Source organism: Nonomuraea sp. NPDC054003, from assembly GCF_055585125.1.
This window is the reverse complement of the sequence record NZ_JBVJKR010000018.1, coordinates 93,195-111,957: the sequence shown is the minus strand read 5'-3', so window position 1 is coordinate 111,957 and position 18,763 is coordinate 93,195. Positions and strand designations below refer to the sequence as shown.

Sequence of the window (18,763 nt, the reverse complement as noted above, 5' to 3'; positions counted from 1 at the left end):
GCAGGTGTCATGGCATCGGGCAGATCCATCCGATTCAAGATCTCGACGCTGCTCGTCATCCCGCTGGTCTCCCTGGTCGCGCTCTGGGGATTCGCCGCGAGCACGACGTCGAGGGAGGCGCTGAACCTCCTCAAGGTCGAGACCTTCTGGACCGGGATCATCGATCACGCCGACTTCCTCGTGGTCAACCTCCAGGCCGAGCGCCTGGCCTCCGCCGAGCTGCTGTCCGGCGCTCCCGTCAACGCCAAGAAGCTGGCCGACGCCCGTGCCACGGTGGACCGGGTCAGGAAGAACCTGACCGACGGCGCGCTGTCCGAGGACACCCAGGCGGCGCTCGACGACGACATGAAGACGCAGCTCGCCGACGTCTTCAAGGCCGTCGACCGGCTGACGGAGATCAGGAGCAAGGTCGACAGCCGGACGCTGACCCCGCACGCCCTGATCACCGAGTACGCCACCATCCCGGACGCCATCGACCGCCTGTACGCGGCCTTCACCGTCAGCACCGACGTCGAGCTGTCCCGGCAGTCGCAGGCCCTGATCATGGCCGCGCAGGTGCGCGAGCTCCTCAGCCGCGAGCACGCCCTGATCGTCGCCGGCAACGCCGTCCCCGGCGGCGACGGGTGGACGATGGCCGAGATCCACCTGCTGGCCGGCATCGACGGCGCGCGCACGTACCTCTTCCCCAAGGTCATGGCCAACCTGGACCCCGAGATGCGGGCCCCGCTGGAGAGGATGGCCGCCACCGGGAACTACGGCTCCATGGAGCGGCTGCTGCACTCGTACGTCTCCGGCCAGCCGGTGGACCTGCAGGTGTGGCGGGGCCAGGTCGAGCCGGTGCTGGAGGAGTACACCCAGGGCCTCTACACGGCCGGTGACATCCTGCTGGCCCGGATGGAGCCCGCCGGCATGGTCATCATCGTGCGCGCCGCCGTCGCGGGCGCGCTCGGGCTCATCGCGGTCGTCTTCTCCGTCGTCGTCTCCGTACGGGTCGGCCGGCGGCTCTCCCGCGAGCTGGCGGCGCTGCGCGGCTCCGCGCAGGAGCTGGCCGAGGTGCGCCTGCCCGGCGTGGTCGCCAAGCTGCGCCGCGGCGAGCCGGTGGACCAGGCCGCCGAGGTGCCGCCGATCGAGGTGGAGGCGGGCGCCACCAGCGAGGTGACCGACCTGGCGGCCTCGTTCGACAGCGTCCGGCACACCGCGGTCGACGCCGCGCTGGAGCAGGCCCGGCTGCGCGAGGGCGTGGCCGAGGCGCTGCGCAACCTGGCCAGGCGCAGCCAGTCGCTGGTCCAGCGCCAGCTCAAGCTGCTGGACGAGATGCAGCGGCAGACCGAGGAGCCGGAGGCGCTGGAGAGCCTGTTCAAGCTCGACCATCTGACGACCCGCATGCGCCGGCACGCCGAGGGCCTGGTGCTGCTGTCCGGCGGCGCGGCCGGCCGGCGCTGGCGCGGCGTCATCGGCGTCGAGGACATGCTGAACGGGGCCGCGGGCCAGGTCGAGGAGTACACCCGGGTGCGCGTCTACCCGATGCCGGAGTGCGGCATCCCGGGTGAGGCGGTGGCCGACCTCATGCACCTGTTCGCCGAGCTGATCGAGAACGCGGCCACCTTCTCCGCGCCAGGCAGTGAGGTGTCGGTCCGCGGCGAGCTGGTCGGCAAGGGCTTCGCGGTCGAGGTCGAGGACCGCGGGCTCGGCATGACGGACGAGGCCAGGGAGGCCGTCAACCGGCGGCTGGCCAGCCCGCCCGAGTTCGACCCTGCGCGGACCGAGCAGCTCGGCTTCGCGGTGGTCGGCATGCTGGCGGCCAGGCACGGGGTGAGCGTCACGCTCAAGCCCTCGCCGTACGGGGGGACCACGGCGATCGTGCTGGTGCCCGTGCAACTGGTCCAGCAGATGCCGTCGATCCGGACGCCGGAGCCGCCCGAGCTGGAGTCCGTCACGGTGTCGGTGGTAGGCAGGGAGAGCAGAGAGAGCAGGGAGGGCACGGAGACGCAGAGCGCTCCGCAGGACAACCGGCCTCCCGCGGGCCCGGGGCCGAGCGAGCTGCCACGCCGGGTCCGTACCGCCAAGCGCAACGCCGAGTCGTCGGGGGGATCAGGGCTGCCCCGCCGGGTCCGCCAGGCCAACCTGCCGGAGCGGCTCAAGCAGCAGAGCGCGCCGGTCGCGGAGGAGCCGCGGGAGCCGGCGCAGGAGCGCTCGCCCGAGGAGACCAGGGCCCTGCTCTCGTCTCTCCAGTCGGGCTGGCAGCGCGGACGTCAGGACAGTGACCAGGACGGGGGGACGCCATCGTGAGTCGCGAGCGTGAGTGGGTCGACGAGGAGGCCGGGCCGGTCGTGCGCCCGTACGCGGTGACCCGCGGACGCACCAGGCCCGCGGCCAAGGCGCTGTCCACCGTGCTCGACATGCTGGCCACCGTGTCGCTCACCGGGCAGCCGGCTCCGGCGAACGCGGAGCTGGGCGCCCAGCACCGGCGGCTGCTGAACTGCGTGGTCCAGCACGCCAGGCCGGTCGCCGAGATCGCGGGGGAGCTCGACCTGCCGGTGGCGGTGGTCAGGGTGCTGATCGGCGACCTGATCGACTACGGCCTGGTCGTGGTGAAGGCGCCGCGGTCGAAGGCCGCGACGCCTACGGAGAGCCTCCTGCGTGAAGTGATCAACGGGCTGCGCGCGCTCTAACCTGTCGTGGTCAGCGTGCGCAGCGAGTGCTCGACAAGGGTGATCATGACTTCCTTGGCCGAGTTGCGCCGCCGCACGTCGCACAGCATCACGGGCACGTCCGGGTCCAGGTCGAGCGCGATGCGCACGTCCTCCACGCTGTGCTGCTCGGCGTCGTCGAAGCAGTTGACGGCCACCACGAACGGCGTGCCGCGCTGCTCGAAGTAGTCGACGGAGGGGAAGCAGTCGGTCAGCCGCCGGGTGTCGGCGATCACGACCGCGCCCAGCGCGCCGTAGGACAGCTCGTCCCACATGAACCAGAACCGCTCCTGGCCGGGGGTGCCGAACAGGTAGACGACCAGGCCCTCGCGGATCGTGATGCGGCCGAAGTCCATCGCCACGGTCGTGGTGGTCTTGGCCTCGACGCCGTCGAGGTCGTCGACGCCGACCCCGCGGTCGGACAGCACCTCTTCCGTGCGCAGCGGCCTGATCTCACTGATCGACCCCACCAGGGTGGTCTTGCCCACGCCGAAGCCCCCGGCAATGAGGATCTTGAGCGCGACGGGGTCCTCAGAGAGCACGGAGTCCATTGATCACTTCCTTGAGAATGCCCTCACTCGGGCGCGATCCCGCCGCTGAGGGGGCCGACACCGAGATGAGGCCTTGGTCACGCAGGTCGCCCAGCAGCACCCGGACGACGCCGACAGGCAGATCGAGCTCGACGGCCACGTCGGCCACCGAGATCGGGTTGCGAGCCGCCCGGAGAATGAGCGACTGCTCGGGGGAGAGGCTGCCCGGAGCTTCCCCCACGGCGCGGACGGTCGCGACGAGGTCGAGATTGTCCCCCGACGACCTCGTACGACCTCGGATGAGGGCGTAGGGCCGCACGATCGGCCCCGCGTCCTCGTCCAACCACTGCGGGGTATCGCTCATGGCATGGCTCGCGGGTTGGTCGTGATGTGCTGGCCCACCCGCTTGACCAGCATCGCCATCTCGTAGGCGATGTGGCCCACGTCGACGTTGGCGTCGGCGAGCACCGCGAGGCACGTGCCCTGGCCCGCCGCCGTCACGAACAGGAACGCGGACTCCATCTCCACGATGGTCTGGCGTACGTCACCGCCGCCGAAATGGCGGCCGGTGCCCCGGGCCAGGCTCTGGAAACCGGCGGCCACGGCGGACAGATGCTCGGCGTCCTCGCGGGTCAGACCCTTGGAGTAACCGACGGCCAGGCCGTCGGTCGACAGGATGACCGCTTGCCTGACCGCGCCCACCCTGGTCGTCAGGTCGTCAAGGAGCCAGTTCAGCTCACCGGTGTTGGTCGTCGGCACACTCATGCCTCCCCCTCCTCATCAGCTTCTTCTCGGGCGCGCTGGGTTCCCCGCTGGAACGCGGAGAACAGGTCGCGTACCTCGTCGGGAGAGCGTTCGTTCTTCCGCTCGGGCTCCGGCTCGGGCGGCTGGCCGTCCTTGAGCCGGGATGACAATGTGGCCTGCCGGACCCGCCTTGGCAAGCCCGCGTGCGTGCCGCTGACCACCGCCAGGGCCTTCTTCCTGGTCCGGCCCGGCAGCGAGGGCAGCCCGTCGTTCTTGGCGGGGGGCAGTTCCTGCTGGTCGGTGACGAGCCTGTCCGGCACGAACACGATGGCGGTGGTGCCGCCGAACGGTGATCGCCTCAGCAGCACCTTGATGGCGTGCCGCTGGGCCAGCTTGGCGACCACGAACAGGCCGAGCCTGTCGCTGTCGGCCAGGTCGAACTCCGGAGGTTCCGTCAGGACGCGGTTGTAGGCGTCGTACTCCTCCGGCTGCAGCCCGAGCCCGCGATCCTCCACCTCGACCGAGTAGCCGTTGCTGACCCGGTCGCCGCGGACGTGGACCGTGGTGTCGGGCGGTGAGTAGATCGTGGCGTTCTCCACCAGCTCGGCGATCAGGTGGGTGAGGTCGGCCGCGGCCGAGCCGTCCACCGCGCTGCCGTGCATGCCGGCCACGTCGACCCGGGTGTAGTCCTCCACCTCGGCGATGGCCGCCCGGACGACGTCGATCACCGGCACCGGCTTGCGCCAGGCCCGTCCGGGGGCGGAGCCCGAGAGGATGATCAGGCTCTCCGCGTGCCGCCGCATGCGGGTGGTCAGGTGGTCCAGCCGGAAGAGCTCTTCCAGCTGGTCCGGGTCGTGGGTGCGCCGCTGCATGCCGTCGAGCACCGAAAGCTGGCGGTGCAGCAGGCCCTGCTTACGCCGGGCCAGGTTGAGGAAGACCTGGCCGAGCCCGCGGCGCAGCGCGGCCTGGCCGACGGCGGCGCGCACCGCGGTGGCCTGGACGGCGCCGAACGCGCCGGCCACGTCGCTGATCTCGGCCGAGCCGCTGACCTGGATCGGTCTGGCCGCCTGGGCGACGTCGACCTCCTCGCCCCTGCTGAGCCGCCTGACCAGGTCGGGCAGCCGCTGCTCGGACAGCTCGACGGCGGCCGAGCGCAGCCCGGCCAGCTCGGCGCCGAGCCGGCGGCCGAAACGCACCGAGATGATGATCGAGGCCAGCACGGCGACCAGGCCGACGCCGCCGGCGACGCCGATCTGGACCCTGGTGGCGGTGACCGCGCCGGCGGCCCTGCCGCCCAGCTCCTCGGCCGCCAGGCCGTTGATCCTCTCCAGCTCGGTGATCACCTTGCCGGTGTTGTCGTTCCAGCTCCCGCCGTCGGGCGGCGGCGCGCCGGACCTGATGACCCGGGCCTCCATGGTGGCGAAGGTCAGGAACGTCTGGCTCTTGAAGAGCTCCTCGTACGGCTGGCGCAGCTCGACGTCGAGACCCGCGAGGCCGCGCGCGTGCAGGAACTTCCTGGAAGAGGCGTACTCGGTGAAGGCGGCCGCCTCGGGCTCGATCAGCCGGCCGTCGAGCTGGGCGGCCCGGACGAGGGCGTGCTCCCTGAGCAGGAACTCGTGCGCGTTGCTCATCGTCTGCAGCGCGGTGACCTGCTGGTAGATGGTCAGCTCGGGGGCGGGGGCGAGGTGGTCGTAGAACCGGAACATGGCGTCGAGCAGCCGGTTGTACTCGTTGAGTCCGAGCATCCTGGTGCTGAAGCCGCCGTCGATGCCCGAGCGGATGGCGTGCAGCCGCGACAGCTCGGCCTGCACGGTGTTGAGCGGCGCGCGCATGTCGTCGGTGAGGTCGTCCTCGGCCCGTATGACGGCTTCGCGGAAGGCGTCGACCGCGGTGTCGGTGCGGGCGCGCTGCTCGCCGAGCTCGGCGCTGGGCTCACCGTCCGTGAGCTTGAGAAGTGAGCGCTCCCGCTCGGCCTGGAGCTCGACGCCCAGCTCAGTGGAGGTGACGCCGACCGTCTGGTGAAGGGAGTCGCCGCGCAGCAACGACCATCCGTCGCTCACAGTGAGGTTGAGCACGAAGCCCCAGAGCGCGCTCAAGGACAGGAGGGGTAACAGCAGCAATATAAAGATCTTGAACCGAATTGACCGGTTTTGCGAGCCCATGTCCCAACCTCGGAGTCGAGGGCATTTCCACAACCTCTGTGTAAATACACCTCCGGAAGATCGCACAGGAGACTAGCACCGATTAAGCATCCGCCGCAGTGGGAGGAACAGGGATGTTTTCTGCGATTACCGAAGCGGACCCCAGGAAGGTACCGAGTAGGACACGAGGGTATTACCGCTCCGTCTCACCCTGAGAGCTCCCCGACGGCCCGATGAGCGGCGGTGACGGCGGCGTCCGCCCTGGCAGAGGGAGCCGCGTCCGATCCGGCCAGCCCGATCCGGCCGAACCGCCTGCGCGCCGCCTCGGCCGGCGACGGCCCGTCGGGATGGAACCCGTGCCACGGACGGCAGTATTCGGGCGAGTACCCATGACCCCACCGGTAGACCGCCACCGCCTCGACGTCCCTGCCCGGATCGAACCCGCCGGCGCCGAGCAGCCGCGCGAGCTGGTCGCGCGCCCCGAACTCCAGCATCGCGTACGGGGTGCGCAGCAGCGCCTGCCGCCCGGCGGCCGCCCCCTCGGCGGGACCCAGCTCCGAACGGGAGGGCGCGGCCACCAGCCGCGCCGTGACGCCGTCGCCGGAGTGGTGGGTCAGCTCGCTCATGCACCAGTACGCGCCGGTCCAGCGGGTGCGTGAGACGCCGAGCCGCCGCCAGGCGTCCGCGCTGCGCAGCCGCACCACGGCCTCCACCAGCGGCGTCTTCACCGCCGCGCGCAGCGCCGTGCGCTGCGCGCCGGGCAGGTCGGGGACGAGGTACGGGACGACGGAGTGCCAGCAGGCGAGGATCACCGCCCCGGCGCCGACGGACCTGACCTCGTGGCCGTCGAAGTAGCCGACGGTGGCGGTGGTCGCGGTCTCGGGCGGGCCGTCGTTGCGCACGGACACGACGGGGCTCGACAGCCGGAACCTGGCCCTGCCGCCCATCGCGTCCAGCATCGCCCGGACGAGCCCGTGCACCCCGCCGGGCAGGTGCGCCACCCGGCCGGTCACGCCCCACTCCTTGGCGATCGTGGGCGCGCTGAACCGCGACGGCTTGCCCTCGTCCAGCCCGAGCCCGCCGAACCCCGGGTAGCCGAGCCCCCAGGCGTCCACCGCGCCCAGGACACGCGTGTCGTACCCCCAGGAGGCGCTGGGCAGGGTCCGGTGGAACCGCTCGGCGTCCGGGTGCACCCGCAGCGAGTCCAGCAGGTAGCGGGAGTAGGTGAGGTCGGCCAGGCGCTCCTGCTTGGCCTCCGGCCCGAGCCCGGGGAACGGGTCGGGCGGGTCGGTGTGCAGGCGGATCAGGTCCTGCCTGGCGGCGTCGGCGACGGGCAGGCGGCCGATCCACCCGGCGGCGCTCGCGCCGGTGGACACCAGCGTCTCGACGGGGAACGTCTCGCGGTCGCACATCACGCTGTCGTCGGCGCCGCACTCCTGGCACGGGGCGGCCACGACGCCCAGCCGGTCGAGCAGCTCGCGGAACTCCGGCGTCCAGGTCACGGGCGCCGCCACCGAACCCGAGCCGGGACGCTGGGCGTGGCCGCCGATCGTGTCGTGGTTGTCCAGGATCAGCACGCGCGCCCCGGGATGGCGGCGCAGCCACTCGTGGGCGGCGCTCACCCCGCTCAGCCCGGCCCCCACCACCACCAGGTCGTAGGCCTCCCCCGTCGGCACGGGCGGGTCCGCCTGCTGCCAGAACCGGCCGTCGCGCAGCGCGTGGAGCACGCCGAGCGCCTGGGAGGTGTTGCCGCGGAACGCCGGCGCCGCCGGGGCCGACGAGGCGGCATAGGCCGTTCCGGCTCCTCCCGAGGCGCCCAGGGCCGCGGCGCCCGCCGTCACGGCCACCCCGTCGAAGAAGTCGCGGCGCGAGATGGCGCGCCCCATGCCCAGTTCGCGTCCCGCCGCCGAACGGCCGATGTCCCCCATGGGGCCGATCATCGGGACTCGCCGGAAAAGGCCAATGGCGCCGCGCTGCGGGTGGCTGAGTCTTTGCGCTACATGTGACGGTGAATGCCGTTGGGTAAATGCCGTCCGATTCGCCGAGCGCGGGCCGTAGTCGCTGCTAGAAGGTGGGTTGGGCGGTCTTGTCGAATGCGTTGAATCCGGTGGATAGCGCCGTTGCCGGTTCGCGCGGCGCGCGTTTCCTTTAGCGTCTACCCGATGCCGTTGAAGTGAAATGGAGAACTCATGCTTAAGGCATTTTCCGCCGCATTTCTAAGCATGACGGTCATAGCGGGCTGCTCTTCGGAGAAGGCCGCGGCGCCCGCCGCGTCCACCCCGCCGCCCGCGTCCGCCCCGAAGCCCGCCGAGGCGGCCAAGCTCCGCGCCGCGCTGCTGCCGGCGCCCAAGGGCATGCAGGTCGCGTACGGCCCGGAGGTCGGCACCTACAGCACGCTCCGGTCCACCAGACAGGGCCTGGAGTCGGTCCGCCAGGCCAAGCTGGACCACCCCGAGTGCGCGGGCGCGGCCCTGCTCGACGTGGCCCAGCCGGAGGTCGCCAAGGCCCCGGCCGCCGTCGTCGGGTTCGCCTCGCCGAAGGGGTCGATCACCCAGGCCGTGGTCTCGCTGCCCGCCGGGGTGTTCCCCGGCCCGCTGCCCAGCGAGTGCGACGCGTACCACGCCCACGTGCGCGGCATCGACGTGGTCTACCGCACCCGCGACCTGAAGATGCCGAAGCAGGGCGACGAGTCGCGCGCCTACCTCACCACCGCGTCGGGCGGCGACCGGCAGGCCCAGATCGGCACGGTCACGATCAGGCGCGGCACCCTCGTCATGAGCCTCATGGTCGTCGGCCGCGAGGTGAAACGAGCCGGCCTGATGGAGCTCGGCAAGCTCGCCGACCAGAACCTCTCGCGGGCCGCCGTCTGAGCCGCGGAGACCCAGCCGCCGCCTACGCGCGCGCGGAGGCCGCCGTCCGCCGGCAGATCTGCTCGGTCGCCTCCTCCAGGGTCCGCGCGGCGGCGGCGCCCTCCCGCTCCACGCCGTGGCGGCGCACCAGCCAGTCGGCGGTGTTGTACGTCAGCCGCACGGCGTCCCCGTCCTGCCAGACGAGGATCTTGGACGGCAGGTCGATGGCCGCGGTGCGGCGTTCCGCGATCAGGTCGGTGCCGACGGTGGGCTCGCCGAAGAGCACCAGCGTGGTCGGGGGCAGCTCCCTGCCGGCCCGCACCGCGTTCTCCGTGTGGTCCACCCGCGCGAACACGTGGTAGCCGGCCGCGGTCACCGCCGCGCACACGTCGTCGACCGTCTTGTCGAACGCCTCGTGACCGCTGATCGTCACCAGGCCGCAATCGTCCCTCATCGCGCCACCATAGGCACGGCTCCCTGCCGGGTGCACGGCACGGCGCCCGCAACACGCCGTCAGATCAGCACGTGGTCATCAGGACGGCCGACGAAGGAGAACTGGGCGTTCCTGGTCAGCTTGATGTGGTCGGCCTGCCAGGTGTGCATCGCCGAGTCGGCGCTGCGCCAGTAGACGAAGTTGAACCGGTCCGCCGAGTAGATCTTGACCCCGTCCTCCTTGAGGCGGCGGACCAGGTGGGTGTCCTCGCCCCGGGTCAGGTCGGGGAAGCGGTAGGTGCGGAACATGTCCGCCTTGCCGAGGAACGTCCCGCCTTGCACCAGGAACGAGTAGCGGTGCTCCAGGCCCGGCAGGCGCAGCATGGTGGTGTTGGAGCCCTCGAAGAACGAGTAGTGGGCGCCCTTGCCGACCAGCTCCGCCTCGGTGTAGTCGAAGGCGCGCTGCAGGTCCGACAGGTAGTGCTCGCCGTAGAGGTTGTCGTCGTCCATCTTGGCGATCAGCTCGCCCTCGGCGGCGTCGATGCCCAGGTTCATGCAGGCGCCCAGCGACAGCCCTGGGTCGGCCGGGAGCACGGTCACGTCCGTGATGCCCGCCATGCGAGCCTTGTCGGCCACCACGACCGGGTCGATGTCCAGGCCGTGCAGCACCATGATCAGCTGCACCGGCCGGTGGATCTGCTTGGCCACCGACGAGATCGCGTGCTCGATCTGGGCGGCGCGGTTGGTCGGCAGCACCACCGAGATCGACCGCGACCGCGGCGTCGCCGGGCGGCCGAGCAGCTGGAGTATCTGGTCCACGCGGTGGGTGAACAGGTGCTTGTCGAACACCTCGCGCATCGCCAGATGCCCCTGCCGGGCGCGCAGCTCAGGGCTGTTGATCAGGTGCAGCACCTGGTTGTACGACTCGATCGGCTCGCGGGCGATCGGGATCAGGTCGCCGAACGTCTCCTCGACGGCCCGCGACCAGCCCGACACCACCGGGGTGGCACAGGCCGACAGCTCGAACACGCGGCGGGCGCACATGGTCGGCGATTCGAGCACCGAGTTGACGTTCAGGAAGACCTTGTACATCCGGTACGCGGCGAGCATCTGGTCGTAGGGCAGCTCCCCCACGATGTGCGGGCGGTACTTCTCCGGCCAGGCGTACTTCTCGTCCACCTCGCCGTTGCGGGCGAAGATGTGCAGGCCCAGCTCGCGCACCGGGTCGAGCACGGTCTCCATCTGCTCGCGGCGCTCGGGGTGCTTGTCGCGGAAGTACATGCCGGCGAAGACCACGTCGTGCAGCCGGCCCTCCCGCTGCTGGACCGGGTTGTGCACGCGCGGCTGGGCGGCGAACTGGAGCACGTCCACCCGGTCGTGGCCCAGAATTTCGCGATATTTCGGCAACATGTCACCGTCGCAGGTGAACACGTAGTCGAACAGCTTGGCCGTGTCGATGAAGAAGTCGAAGTTCGGCGGGTCCTCCTTGTTCCAGAAGACCGTCGGGATGCCCGCCGCCCTGCACCAGGAGACCAGGTCACGCAGCGGCTCCTTGGGCGCGTTGGTGCCGGTCATCTGGTAGCGCCAGCGGCCCTGGTTGCCGTGCCAGGCCGACTCGCAGAACAGCAGGTCCGGCCGCTTCGCCGCGAAGATCTCCGGCCAGTCCTTGAGCCCGAACTCGATCTGGTCCCACTCGTAGCGGAAGGCCATCCTGGAGAAGTCGTCCAGGATGACCGCCACCTTCAGGTCGGGACGGTTCACCGGCCCCGCCGGCCACTTGACCGCCGGCACCTTGACCTCGGGCGCCCTGTGGTTCGCGAGCTCGATGGCCTCGTTGACCGGCATCGGCGCCTTCGGCGCGCGGTCCCTGGACCTGACGGCCTCCAGCATCTTGCCGGGGCTCCTGGACCCGATGGCCTCGCCCAGCTTGAAGGTCCGCTTGGCCTGGGTGGCCTCCAGCTTCCAGGCGGCGTAGGCGGCCTTGGCCTCCGCGATCTCCAGCCTGCGGCGCAGCTCCCTGATCTCCGCCTCGTGGCGCTCGACGACCTTGCGCTCCTCCGGCAGCCAGTTCACCGGTCCGAGGCGCTGGAACGTGGGCTCTTCAGGGGTTTCGGCCATGGGGCATCGCCTAACGCTGGTGCGGGGTATGTCATAGTACGGCGAGATCCGTACGAAAAGTGGGGTTACTCGGAACGCGCCCCCTGGGCGGCGGGGGAGAGGTTGTCCCCCTTCAGCCACGCGGAGATCACCCGGGCGATGCGCGGCCCGGCGGCGCCGTCCCACAGCGGGGGCAGCTCACCGGAGGGCGTGACCGCCCCGTCGGCCAGCGCCTTCTCCGCCGCCGCGGGCAGCAGGGCGGGCGTGACCAGCCGGTTCGTGCCGTGGGTGATCGTGACCGGGCGCTCGGTGTTGGGCCGCACGGTCAGGCAGGGCACGCCCAGCATGGTGGTCTCCTCCTGCACGCCCCCGGAGTCGGTGACGACCAGCGCGGCGCCCCGGACGAGTGAGAGGAAGTCCACATAGCCCAGCGGGTCGACCACGCGCACCGAGGGGCCGTCGACCAGCCCGGCCTCGGCCAGGCGGGTGCGGCCACGCGGGTGGATCGGCACCACGAGCGGGATCTGGCGGGCCACGTCGAGCACCGCCGAGACCAGCTCGCGCGCCGCCTCCGGGGTGTCCACGTTGGCCGGGCGGTGCAGCGTCGCGACCGCGTACCGCTCAGGCAGGCCCAGCCGCTCCACCACCGGGGCCGGGTCGAGCGACGGCAGCGCGGAGAACAGGCTGTCGATCATCGGGTTGCCCACCAGGTGCACCTTGGAGGCGGGCACGCCCTCGGCCGCCAAGTGGGAGAGCGCGTCGGGCGAGGTGGCGAAGAGCAGGTCGGACAGCGAGTCGGTGACGACCCGGTTGACCTCCTCCGGCATGGACCGGTCGAACGAGCGCAGCCCGGCCTCCACGTGCGCGGTCTTGATGTCGAGCTTGGCGCAGACGAGGATCGCGGCCAGCGTCGAGTTCACGTCGCCGTAGACGACGACCAGGTCCGGGTCGTGCTCCTGGAAGGTGTCCTCCAGGCCGACGAGCAGGGCCGCCGTCTGCCTGGCGTGGCTGCCGGAGCCCACCCCCAGGTTCGCCACCGGGTCGGGCAGGCCGAGGTCCGCGAAGAACACGTCCGACATCAGCGCGTCGTAGTGCTGGCCGGTGTGGATGATGCCCTGCCGCACGCCGAGTTCGCCGAGCGCGCGCACCACCGGGGCCGCCTTCACGAAGTTGGGCCGGGCTCCCAGAACGTGCAGCACCAGGACGTTGTCCCCCATGACCTCGCCTTTCATAGCGGAAGGGAAAAAACGCTGCCTATGGTACGGTCACCGCGTGGCATCCGACGCCAGTCCTCAAGACTCCTCGAAAAGTTCCGCTGGGGTGTCCGCGAAGTCCGCCCGTGCCGGCGTCGGTGGGCTTCTGAAGGGCTTCATCCAGCATCCGATCATCGTCTCCCGCGTGGTCGTGACCAAGGTCAGGGCCGACCCGGTCCGGGCCGCCCAGGCGGCCGCCGACGCGATGCCGCCGCGCCTGCGACCGGTCATCGGCAAGGTGGCCTGGCCCGCCGCGCGCCGCGCCCGCCGCGTCGTCCGCAAGCTGGGCATGCGCATGATCAGGGCGCCGTGGGACGAAGCCAAGGAACACTGGGACTCCGGGCGCGTCAGCATGGCCGCCGAGGTGCTCGAACCCTTCACCAAATACCCGTTCGTCAAGCGCAGGGCCGCCTACTACCGCGGCGAGCTGGAGGCGATCAGCCCCGACCCGATCCCGCCGGGCCCCAAGGTGGCCATCCTGGAGCGGGTCGCCGGGCGCGTGGTCCACCTGATCACGAACTCGCTCCCGTACACCCAGGCCGGCTACACGGTCAGGACCCACCGCATCGTCACCTCCCAGAAGGCCGCGGGGCTCGACCCGCACGTGGTCACCAGCTGGGGCTTCCCCATGCTCCAGGGCCACGCGGACGCGGCGCCGTACGAGGAGCTGGACGGCGTCCCCTACTACCGGATGCTGCCCGACGGGCGCGGCGAGGTGCCGTTCGAGATGCGCGGCCGCATGATCAAGGGCGCCGACGCGGTCACCAAGCTCGTCACCCAGCTCCGCCCGCAGGTGCTGCACGCCGCCACCGACCACCGCAACGGCTCGGTCGCGCACGCCGTGCGCGACCGCACGGGCACCCCGTTCGTGTACGAGGTACGCGGGTTCCTGGAGGAGACCTGGGCCTCGCGCGACCCCAAACGGGTGGGCAGCCAGCGCCACGTGCTCCAGCGCGAGCGCGAGGCGTTCCTGATGCGGGAGGCCGACGCGGTCGTCACGCTGGCCGAGACCATGGCCACGGAGATCGTCGAGCGCGGCGTCCCCCGCGAGAGGATCCACCTGGCGCCCAACGCGGTCGACGACTCGCTGCTCACCGCCCAGTACGACGGGGCCTCGTTCCGCCGCGAGATGGGCATCGAGGATCGCGAGATCGTGGTCGGCTCGGTCTCCAGCATCGTGGCGTACGAGGGCTTCGCCACCCTGCTGCGGGCCGCGGCGCTCCTGCGTGACCAGGGCAACCCGGTGCGGGTGCTCATCGTCGGCGACGGCGCCGAGCGCGAGAACCTGCTGGAGCTCGTGACCGAGCTGGGGCTGTCCGACGCGATCCTGCCCGGCCGGGTGGGGCCGGAGGAGGCCCTGCAGGCGCAGGACGCCATCGACATCTTCGTCTGCCCGCGCGAGGACCTGCGGGTGACCAGGCTCGTCACGCCGCTCAAGCCGGTCGAGGCGATGGCGCTGGGCAAGCCGGTCGTGCTGAGCGACCTGCCGGCGCTGTCGGAGCTGGTCGGCAGCGACGGCGCGGGCATGCTCGTGCCCGCCGGCGACCCGGGCGAGTTCGCCAAGGCGCTGGGCGCGCTCGCCGACGATCCCGCCAAGCGGGCCGAGATGGGCGAGGCGGGCCGTGCGGAAGTGGCCGCGAAGCGCACGTGGAGCCGCGTTGCCGAGACTTATCAAGCCCTGTACAGGAGCCTTGCGGAAAGATGACCTTCTCTTGGGCTGTCTGTTCTGATCGGTTCCGTCGCATTAGGCGTGAGCTAGGTGGACTTGAGATAACCTTTGCGACCATGAAGTGTTGTATCCGGCTCTCTAAGGCACAGCTGTGACAGAAATCGACTTGGCTGTCATCGGCCTCGGCTACGTCGGCATGCCCCTCGCCAAAGAGGCGGTGGCCGCCGGGCTGAAGGTCGTCGGCCTCGACGTCGACCCCCGCAAGGTCGACGCTCTGAAGGCCGGGCAGTCCTACATCGATGACCTGACCGACGCCGATCTCGACCACATGCTGGCCAACGGGTTCACCGCCACGCTGGACGAGACGGTCCTGGCCGAGTGCAGCACGATCGTCATCTGCGTGCCCACCCCGCTGGACGAGGACCACAGGCCCGACCTGTCCGCGGTCGAGGGCGCCAGCAAGACCGTGGCACGCAACATGGGCAAGGACACGCTCGTCGTGCTCGAGTCGACGACCTGGCCGGGCACCACCGACGAGCTGGTCCGCCCGCTGCTGGAGTCCTCGGGGCTGACCGCCGGCGTCGACTTCCACCTGGCCTTCTCGCCGGAGCGCATCGACCCGGGCAACCCCAAGTACGGCCTGCGCAACACCCCCAAGGTCGTCGGCGGCTACACGCCCGCCTGCCGCGACCGGGCCACCGCCTTCTACGGACGCTTCGTCGAGCAGGTCGTGCCGGTCAGCAGCACCCGCGAGGCGGAGATGGCCAAGCTGCTGGAGAACACCTACCGGCACGTCAACATCGCTCTCGTCAACGAGATGGCGATCTTCTGCGACGAGCTCGGCGTGGACCTCTGGGAGGCCATCGAGGCGGCCGCCACCAAGCCGTTCGGGTTCCACAAGTTCCTGCCCGGCCCCGGCGTCGGCGGCCACTGCATACCGGTCGATCCCTCGTACCTCTCCTACACGGTCCGCAAGCTCGGCTACCCGTTCAGGTTCGTCGAACTGGCCCAGGAGATCAACGAGCGGATGCCGTCCTACGTGGTGGCCCGTGTGCAACGTCTGCTCAACAGACACAAAAAGGCGGTGAACGGCGCCAGAGTCGTTATGCTCGGCGTCACATACAAGCCGGACATCGCCGACGAACGCGAGACCCCGGCCCTGCCCGTGGCGCGTGCGCTGCTGGAGCTGGGCGCCGATCTCACGTTCGCCGACCCGCACGTCAAGGAGTGGTCAGTGGACGGCACGCCCGTGCGGCGTGAGGAAGATCTGGCCGAGGCCGTCGCCGATGCCGACGTGACGGTGCTGCTGCAACAGCACGCCGCGTTCGACCTGGGGATGGTCGAGGCGAAGGCCAGGCTCGTGCTCGACACCCGCGGTGTGCTCACCGAGGGTGAACGCGTCGAGCGGCTGTAGCGACCGGAGGCAACGCGCGTGCACGTGCTCGTCATGACGGTGGTGCATAACCCCGAGGACGCGAGGATCCTGCACCGGCAGATCCGCGCCCTGGTGGATGCCGGTCATGAGGTCACGTACGCCGCCTCCTACACCGCCCACGGAGTCGTCCCCCGCCCCTGGGTGACCGGCGTCGACCTGCCCAGAGCGGTGCAGCGTAAGCGGATCTCCGCCATGTGGGCCGCGCGCAGGCTGTTCAAGCGCATGCGCGACAAGGTCGACCTGGCCCTCATCCACGACCCCGAGCTGCTGTTCGCCGTCTGGGGGATGCGCAACCGGCCGCCCGTCGTGTGGGACGTGCACGAGGACACCCCGGCCACGCTCTCGCTCAAGCCGTGGCTGCCGTCGCTGCTGCGCCCGCCCGTACGGTTCCTCGCCCGGATGCTGGAGAGCATCGCCGAGCGCAACCTGCACCTGCTGCTGGCCGAGACCGCGTACGCGGGCCGGTTCAAGCACGCCCACCTGATCGTGCCCAACGAGACCTGGGTGCCCGACTCGGTCACCCCGCCGGGCGACGACCGGATCGTCTACCTGGGCTGGCTGTCCAGGGCCCGCGGCGTGTTCGAGGCGATCGAGGTGGCCCGGCTGCTCCAGCCGTACCGGGTGGCCGTCGAGCTGATCGGCTACGCCGACCCGCAGAGCCGCCTGGTGCTCAACAAGGCCGTGCACGACGGCGTGCTGGAGTGGCGCGACTTCATGCCGAACGACGAGGCGCTCAAGCGGCTCGACGGCGCGCTGGCCGGCCTGTCGCTGCTGCACGACGAACCGAACTACCGCCACTCCATGCCCACCAAGATCATCGAGTACATGGCGCACGGCATCCCCGTCATCACCACCCCCTCACCCCGCGCCGTCGAGCTGGTCGACCGCTACGAGAGCGGCGTCGTGGTGCCGTGGGAGGACCCGAAGGCGGTGGCCCAGGCCGTGCTGACCCTCAGGGACGACGTGCGCGAGCGCCGTGCCCAGGGCGCGCGCGGCTACGCCGCCGCCCGCGCCAACCACCACTGGCCCAACTCGGCCAAGCGATTCGTCGCCCAGCTCGAAGCTTGGGCCGGGGTGAAGCGGCGGTAGGGTTCCCAACGTGCGCTGGCTCTTCGTCCTCCTGGGGGCAGCGATCCTGGCCGCGGTCGCGGCGGTGATCGTCGTCCTGCCCGTCGGCGACGACGAACCCCTCCAGTCCGCCACCCCACAGGCCGAGGCCTCGCCGACGCGCGTCCAGCCGACGCCGATGGTCAGCGAGTTCACCGACCCCTGTGGAACGTTCGAGACCCAGGAGAAGGCGCCCTACGCCGTCACCGGCTACTGGATCACCCCCACGTCCAACCCGTGCACCTGGCGCAGCCAGCTCCAGGAGATCCACCGCGTCGGCGGCGACACGGTCATCAGGATCGGCTACGGCCTGCAGTTCCGCACCGTCGACCGCAAGGGGCGCGTCAAGACCCGCGACGGCGAGGTCGACTCCCTCTACAAGGCGTGCGAGGAGGACGGGGTCAGCTGCTACGAGTCCGCCGAGCGGGACCTCAAGGAGGCGCACCCCGACAACCGCATCGGGCGCGTGTACGTCTACCGCACCGACGAGTCGTTCGGCGACGGCCTGTTCAGGTGTCAGCCCATGGAACGCTCGATCGACGGCGGCAAGCGCACCTACTTCCGCCTCATCGCCCCGCCGGACGGCTCCGACGACCCGACCTGCGACTTCTCCAAGGGCTCCACGTACGATCTGATCCTCATCGCCGGCTCGCCGGAAGACAGCCTGACCAAGCTGCTCGACCTCGGCGACCAGTTCGGCGTGCAGGTCTTCCCCGCGCTGCCGCTGGCGCCGCGCGACCCCGCCAGCCCGATCAGGGCCAACCGCAAGCACATCGGCACCCTCACCACGGTCACCCGCCGCATCCTCCAGGACTACGGCGCGCGCTTCGCCGAGCGGCAGTCGCTCGGCGGCGTCTATCAGCCGTTCGAGGTGCAGATGGCCGACACGCTGGCCGACAACCCCACCCTTGAGGTGTACGCCGACCAGCACCGCATCGTCCGCCAGGAGCTGCCGGGCAAGCCCATCCTGATCAGCCCCTATCTCGACGCCCGCAAGCGCGTCGCCTTCGGCCAGACCCCCGCGCAGGTCGCCGAGGGCTTCAAGGCGCTGGCGCGGACCGGCGTCGGCATCATCGCCCCGCAGGACAGCCGCGGCACCGGCAAGGTCGGCCTCTACTGGCCGGACGAGCGCGGCGACGAGGTGGACGAGCGGCTGCGCCCCGTCGTCGGCGAGACCACCTACAAGACCGCCTACCACGGCTCCACCCGCGACTACTACCGCGAGATGGCGGCGGCCCGCGAGGAGATGATCGAGGGCGGCCACGACGTGCAGCTCTGGGCCAACGTCGAAGCCTTCGAGCCGTCGGGCGACGAGCCCTGCGCGGCCCACGGCACCCGCGGCAAGACCGACAAGAAGCGACTCGACCAGGCCGTGGCCATGGCGGGCCGCTACGTCCAGAAGATCGTCTCGTACATGTGGAGCGACTTCATGACCTGCGGGTCGCCGTCGGTGGAGTCGGAGATCATGCGCGACTGGCAGCGGCCGATCGCGGTCGACGCCATCCGCCGCGCCCGCGCCCCCGAGGACGGGGTGGAGGTGCGCGGCTACAACCTGAAGGACGGCACCGTCACCGTCGAGTGGTCGGGCGGCACGGCCGACCTGGTCGTCTCCGAGGTGGGCTGGCTGGACGAGGACCCTCTGGACGAACTGCCCGAGCACATGCAGACGGCCTGGGTGCCCTTCGACTGGAGCCGGGTGCCGTCCGGGGAGTGGGTCCGCATCAAGGTCAAGATCCCGTCCGGGCAGTCGACCAGCGAGCCCTTGCACGTCCGCATCGACACCTGACGGTCACCAGGTCGTGCGGCAGCGTGTAAC

At 70.8% G+C, this 18,763-nt stretch carries 15 protein-coding genes; 7 read left to right on the top strand and 8 right to left on the bottom strand.

Annotated elements, in window-relative coordinates; translation table 11 throughout:
- Nucleotides 1-9 precede the first annotated feature (9 nt).
- Complete coding sequence (locus ACZ6YG_RS37220; protein WP_466020560.1) at nt 10-2,289, top strand: sensor histidine kinase; 2,280 nt, start codon at nt 10-12, stop codon at nt 2,287-2,289.
- Nucleotides 2,286-2,672 (top strand): DUF742 domain-containing protein, encoded by a 387-nt coding sequence (locus ACZ6YG_RS37215; RefSeq protein WP_148036205.1) that lies wholly within the window; start codon nt 2,286-2,288, stop codon nt 2,670-2,672. The genes ACZ6YG_RS37220 and ACZ6YG_RS37215 overlap by 4 nt, the downstream gene beginning before the upstream one ends.
- Here ACZ6YG_RS37215 and ACZ6YG_RS37210 read toward each other — a convergent pair.
- From ACZ6YG_RS37210 to ACZ6YG_RS37190, 5 genes are all read right to left on the bottom strand, one after another.
- Complete coding sequence (locus ACZ6YG_RS37210) at nt 2,669-3,241, bottom strand: GTP-binding protein (protein ID WP_148036206.1); 573 nt, start codon at nt 3,239-3,241, stop codon at nt 2,669-2,671. The genes ACZ6YG_RS37215 and ACZ6YG_RS37210 overlap by 4 nt on opposite strands.
- A complete protein-coding gene (locus ACZ6YG_RS37205) occupies nt 3,222-3,584 on the bottom strand; it encodes a DUF742 domain-containing protein (protein ID WP_148036207.1) in 363 nt (120 codons plus the stop codon). Before ACZ6YG_RS37205 ends, ACZ6YG_RS37210 begins: the two co-directional genes overlap by 20 nt.
- The gene (locus tag ACZ6YG_RS37200) at nt 3,581-3,985 is read right to left on the bottom strand and encodes a roadblock/LC7 domain-containing protein (RefSeq protein WP_148036208.1); all 405 of its coding nucleotides are present in this window, start codon (nt 3,983-3,985) and stop codon (nt 3,581-3,583) included. The genes ACZ6YG_RS37205 and ACZ6YG_RS37200 overlap by 4 nt, the downstream gene beginning before the upstream one ends.
- Nucleotides 3,982-6,084: a sensor histidine kinase gene (locus ACZ6YG_RS37195; RefSeq protein ID WP_466020559.1), complete on the bottom strand. Its 2,103-nt coding sequence runs from the start codon at nt 6,082-6,084 to the stop codon at nt 3,982-3,984. Before ACZ6YG_RS37195 ends, ACZ6YG_RS37200 begins: the two co-directional genes overlap by 4 nt.
- A gap of 227 nt (nt 6,085-6,311) precedes the next feature.
- A complete protein-coding gene (locus ACZ6YG_RS37190) occupies nt 6,312-8,033 on the bottom strand; it encodes an NAD(P)-binding protein (RefSeq protein ID WP_345482733.1) in 1,722 nt (573 codons plus the stop codon).
- Between the two features lie 294 nt (nt 8,034-8,327).
- Between ACZ6YG_RS37190 and ACZ6YG_RS37185 the strand changes: the two genes are divergently transcribed.
- Nucleotides 8,328-8,975 carry a hypothetical protein gene (locus tag ACZ6YG_RS37185; protein ID WP_219545478.1) on the top strand — a complete coding sequence of 216 codons (648 nt, stop codon included), beginning with the start codon at nt 8,328-8,330 and terminating at the stop codon, nt 8,973-8,975.
- Nucleotides 8,976-8,997: 22 nt separating this feature from the next.
- On the opposite strand, the gene ACZ6YG_RS37180 is transcribed toward ACZ6YG_RS37185, so the two are convergent.
- The 3 genes from ACZ6YG_RS37180 to wecB all read right to left on the bottom strand — a co-directional run bounded on the left by ACZ6YG_RS37180 (nt 8,998) and on the right by wecB (nt 12,700).
- Nucleotides 8,998-9,408, bottom strand: a complete 411-nt coding sequence (locus ACZ6YG_RS37180; RefSeq protein ID WP_271278360.1) for a DUF302 domain-containing protein — start codon at nt 9,406-9,408, stop codon at nt 8,998-9,000.
- A gap of 59 nt (nt 9,409-9,467) precedes the next feature.
- A complete protein-coding gene (locus ACZ6YG_RS37175; protein WP_466020558.1) occupies nt 9,468-11,504 on the bottom strand; it encodes a glycosyltransferase family protein in 2,037 nt (678 codons plus the stop codon).
- Between the two features lie 65 nt (nt 11,505-11,569).
- Nucleotides 11,570-12,700 carry a non-hydrolyzing UDP-N-acetylglucosamine 2-epimerase gene (wecB, locus tag ACZ6YG_RS37170; protein WP_466020557.1) on the bottom strand — a complete coding sequence of 377 codons (1,131 nt, stop codon included), beginning with the start codon at nt 12,698-12,700 and terminating at the stop codon, nt 11,570-11,572.
- Nucleotides 12,701-12,803: 103 nt separating this feature from the next.
- Between wecB and ACZ6YG_RS37165 the strand changes: the two genes are divergently transcribed.
- From ACZ6YG_RS37165 to ACZ6YG_RS37150, 4 genes are all read left to right on the top strand, one after another.
- On the top strand, nt 12,804-14,441 hold the full coding sequence (locus ACZ6YG_RS37165) for a glycosyltransferase family 4 protein (RefSeq protein WP_261809016.1): 1,638 nt from the start codon (nt 12,804-12,806) through the stop codon (nt 14,439-14,441).
- Nucleotides 14,442-14,571: 130 nt separating this feature from the next.
- Entirely contained in the window at nt 14,572-15,819 is a 1,248-nt protein-coding gene (locus tag ACZ6YG_RS37160; protein WP_281429411.1) for a nucleotide sugar dehydrogenase, read from the top strand.
- An 18-nt stretch (nt 15,820-15,837) separates the two neighbouring features.
- Nucleotides 15,838-16,929, top strand: a complete 1,092-nt coding sequence (locus tag ACZ6YG_RS37155; RefSeq protein ID WP_148036216.1) for a glycosyltransferase — start codon at nt 15,838-15,840, stop codon at nt 16,927-16,929.
- A 10-nt stretch (nt 16,930-16,939) separates the two neighbouring features.
- Entirely contained in the window at nt 16,940-18,733 is a 1,794-nt protein-coding gene (locus tag ACZ6YG_RS37150) for a DUF4434 domain-containing protein (RefSeq protein WP_466020556.1), read from the top strand.
- Nucleotides 18,734-18,763: the final 30 nt, after the last annotated feature.